The sequence below is a fragment of the Alteromonas sp. ALT199 genome (genome assembly GCF_018619335.1).
Taxonomy (GTDB): domain Bacteria; phylum Pseudomonadota; class Gammaproteobacteria; order Enterobacterales; family Alteromonadaceae; genus Alteromonas.
This window is the reverse complement of the sequence record NZ_JAHHDX010000082.1, coordinates 1-3,143: the sequence shown is the minus strand read 5'-3', so window position 1 is coordinate 3,143 and position 3,143 is coordinate 1. Positions and strand designations below refer to the sequence as shown.

Below are 3,143 nucleotides of genomic sequence, written 5' to 3'. Positions count from 1 at the left end.
ATTTCGCACAGGGTTGTTTTATCTTAAATTTAATAATTTAAACATGCGGTCTAATTGGCTAGTGGTGGCAGCAGAGCTGCGTACTTTCAGTTGTACGCCTAACAAAACGCTGTTGGCACTCCCTTCGGTCGCTGGGACGCTAACACGGGGCCGCTTCGCGATTATAGCCCCATGTTAGCGCCCCAAAGCTTAAAGTTATATTTATTGTTTAAGAGCTTTTTATGACAAACAACGTTCATGAAGATATTAAAGCAACACAAGCTAAATGGCTGTACTCAGCGATATCAGGATTTTGTGCTGCTTTTTTTCTGGCTTTATTTAGTGGAACGGAGCAAATACATGCTTCCTGTAGCCTTGAAATCTCGACTGTTTTATTTGCAATAGCTCTTCCTTTATTTTGTGTATTTTCAATAACTCACATTTACCTTCATGAGCAGGCTCTGAAAATTGAGGACTATGAAAATATTCTCCGTAAAAAATGGATACCTTGGTTAACCATTTTTGCCTTTGGTATTTTAATATTTGCTATTGGTTTTTTGATCAATCACTTTTCGGTGATTGCATCGTACGCTTATGTCTTGAGCATAGTCCTTTGTTTCGTAGCTTTTTGTTTCATATATATATCAACGCATAAGGTCAAAGCCGGAGTAAAATAAATATAACAAACACATTAAGCCGCTCGCAGGCTCGCTGGGACAGTAACACGTGGGCTCTGTCGCTTCGCTCGGATTTTAGCCCACGCGTTACTGCCCCTTATGTGGGTGTTATACACAAGGAGGGAACCCTACGTGTCAGAAGAAAATATCAAGAAAATTGTAAAGCGATACAAACTTATTTCATCTTTTTGGCTGTTTGTTTTTTTAATTATCGCAATGTTTGCCAACTGGGCACTAATAGATTCAAATATTCGTAACCACTCAGAGCTTGGCCTTGAATACTATTCAAGCGATACAGGCTTTATTTGGGGATCTATCATCATTGGCTTAAATGTAGTTTTGCAGTTATTTTTCTACTCTCTAGAAAAAATCCTGCTCTTTTTGCAGCAAGAAAGCAGTTCTTCGAATTAAATTGTGTATAACAAAAAAATTAAGTTCGCCCGCTGCGCGGGCTGGGACGCAAACATGTGGGCTGGCTCACTTCGTTCGGATTTTAGCCCACAGGTCCGCGTCCCTTATTTAGAAGTTAGGAGACAAGGAAATGTCAGCAGGCGTCGCACAAGCAAACAAATTTTATGAAGAAGTCGCAGCGACTCAAATAGTTTGGTTTGGTTGCCTCCCAAACGAAGTACTCTTAGAGTTTGATGTTAGTGACAACAAAGTATCTTTGCCACTGTGGTCTTCCAAATCTAGAATCGAGAGGCTTAAAAAACTGAATCCTGAACTGCTCGGAGACGTAGAGGCTCGAAGTGTTAGCTGGGCACAATTTAAGGAGCACTTCTTACCTATCCTACAGGATGATGAGAAAGTAGTTGGGATAAACCTTTCAGGGAAAAACCTGACCGGCATAGACATTCCAGCATCAATACTAGTTAAGCAAATAGAGGCATTTGGGTAATGTCTCCTAACAAAAAAATCAAGTTCGCCCGCTGCGCGGGCTGGGACGCAAACATGTGGGCTGCTCACTTCGTTCGGATTTTAGCCCACACGTCCGCGCCCCTTATTTAAAAGTTATATGCCAAGGAAAATTTTCCACTATGAATCTAAAAATAGTAAAAGCTGATTACAACAACGAAAAACACGCTCAAGATATTCCGTTTCTTTTAAACGAGTATGCTTGTGACCCAATGGGCGGTGGAAGCCCTTTGTCAGAAACAACTATGGCAAATCTTTCTTCTGAACTATCAAAAATCCCACAAGCTTTTAGTATTTTAATATACGTCGACGACTCACCAGCAGCTTTAGCTAATTGTTTCGAAGGGTTCTCGACTTTTTCGTGCAAGCCTCTTGTCAACATCCACGACATATGTGTTCACAAAAAGTATAGAGGCCTAGGTCTCAGTCAAAAATTACTCGAAAAAGTGGAATCAATAGCCAAAAACTTAGGCTGTTGTAAAATAACACTAGAAGTATTAAGCAATAATAACATCGCTAAAGCAGCGTATGAAAAATTTGGATTTAGTAGTTACGAGTTAGACCCAAGCGCTGGGAGTGCTGTTTTTTGGCAGAAAGCATTGGGCATATAACAACCCAATCAACACACTCACTTCGTTCGCTGGGACGCATACACGCGGGGCGGCTTCGCCATTATGCCCCACATGTCTGCGCCCGTTATTGGAAAGTTATAAGACAAAGGAAACTCAGTGAACAAGGTTGTTATCAGTATCCTTTCAATATTACTCCTGCTAACCAACGTGTTTTGGTTTTATCAGAGTTTGGATAACGGTGTCTCTTTAACTTATATGGAGGCAAGCCTAGAAACCCAAACTAAAATATCGGAGCAACTATTCGTTCTAACAAATGCGCACCCCATAGGTAAAAGCGTCAACGAAGTTAATAATATTGTTCCATTGGATATTTATGGCTCTCGACCATTCATAAAAAATGATTGCTTATATTATGGTTGCGTATGCCTAATCGTTGGTACAAATGGCACTATTCAGGGTTTTAAGTAACATGTCTTATAACAAAAAAATTAAGCTCGCCCGCTGCGCGGGCTGGGACGCAAACACGCAGCGCGGCTTCGCCATTATGCCCTACGTGCCTGCGCCCCTTATTTAAAAGTTATACGAATAAGTGAAAAACTAAAAAATCACTGGTAGTCTTAAGACTAAATTGAAATAAGGAAGTTCTATGAAAAGTCGTTCAAAAGTAGTTTTTTCAACAATCGCTTTCACTACTGTAATTAGTTTGCAGTCGTTCATCCTATATCAACAAAATCAAGCCAATAGTACTCTCCAGGTCAAAATAGATAGGCTTCAAAGTCAAATCAACCAAACAAGTAAAGCTAATAAAGATCTTCTTTCAAAAATAGAAACGTTAGAAAGTAGTTTAGAGCTTAAACCTCGCAGCCTTCTTTCTATGCATTAATTGGCTATTCGTATAACAAAAAAATCAAGCACGCCCGCTGCGCGGGCTGGGACGCAAACACGCAGGGCGGCTTCGCCATTATGCCCTACGTGCCTGCGCCCCTTATTTAAAAGTTAG

Annotated in this window: 5 protein-coding genes; all 5 read left to right on the top strand. The window is 40.6% G+C overall.

From position 1 onward, the window contains the following. The first annotated feature begins 221 nt into the window (after window positions 1-221). Window positions 222-656 carry a hypothetical protein gene (locus KL866_RS08165; protein ID WP_214994530.1) on the top strand — a complete coding sequence of 145 codons (435 nt, stop codon included), beginning with the start codon at window positions 222-224 and terminating at the stop codon, window positions 654-656. Window positions 657-788: 132 nt separating this feature from the next. Then, window positions 789-1,067: a hypothetical protein gene (locus KL866_RS08160; protein WP_214994528.1), complete on the top strand. Its 279-nt coding sequence runs from the start codon at window positions 789-791 to the stop codon at window positions 1,065-1,067. Window positions 1,068-1,197: 130 nt separating this feature from the next. Beyond that, window positions 1,198-1,554, top strand: a complete 357-nt coding sequence (locus tag KL866_RS08155; RefSeq protein WP_214994526.1) for a DUF2750 domain-containing protein — start codon at window positions 1,198-1,200, stop codon at window positions 1,552-1,554. 55 nt (window positions 1,555-1,609) lie between these two features. Next, complete coding sequence (locus KL866_RS08150) at window positions 1,610-2,182, top strand: GNAT family N-acetyltransferase (RefSeq protein ID WP_311236132.1); 573 nt, start codon at window positions 1,610-1,612, stop codon at window positions 2,180-2,182. Between the two features lie 607 nt (window positions 2,183-2,789). Beyond that, window positions 2,790-3,026 carry a hypothetical protein gene (locus tag KL866_RS08145; RefSeq protein ID WP_214994523.1) on the top strand — a complete coding sequence of 79 codons (237 nt, stop codon included), beginning with the start codon at window positions 2,790-2,792 and terminating at the stop codon, window positions 3,024-3,026. The last annotated feature ends 117 nt before the right edge of the window (window positions 3,027-3,143 follow it).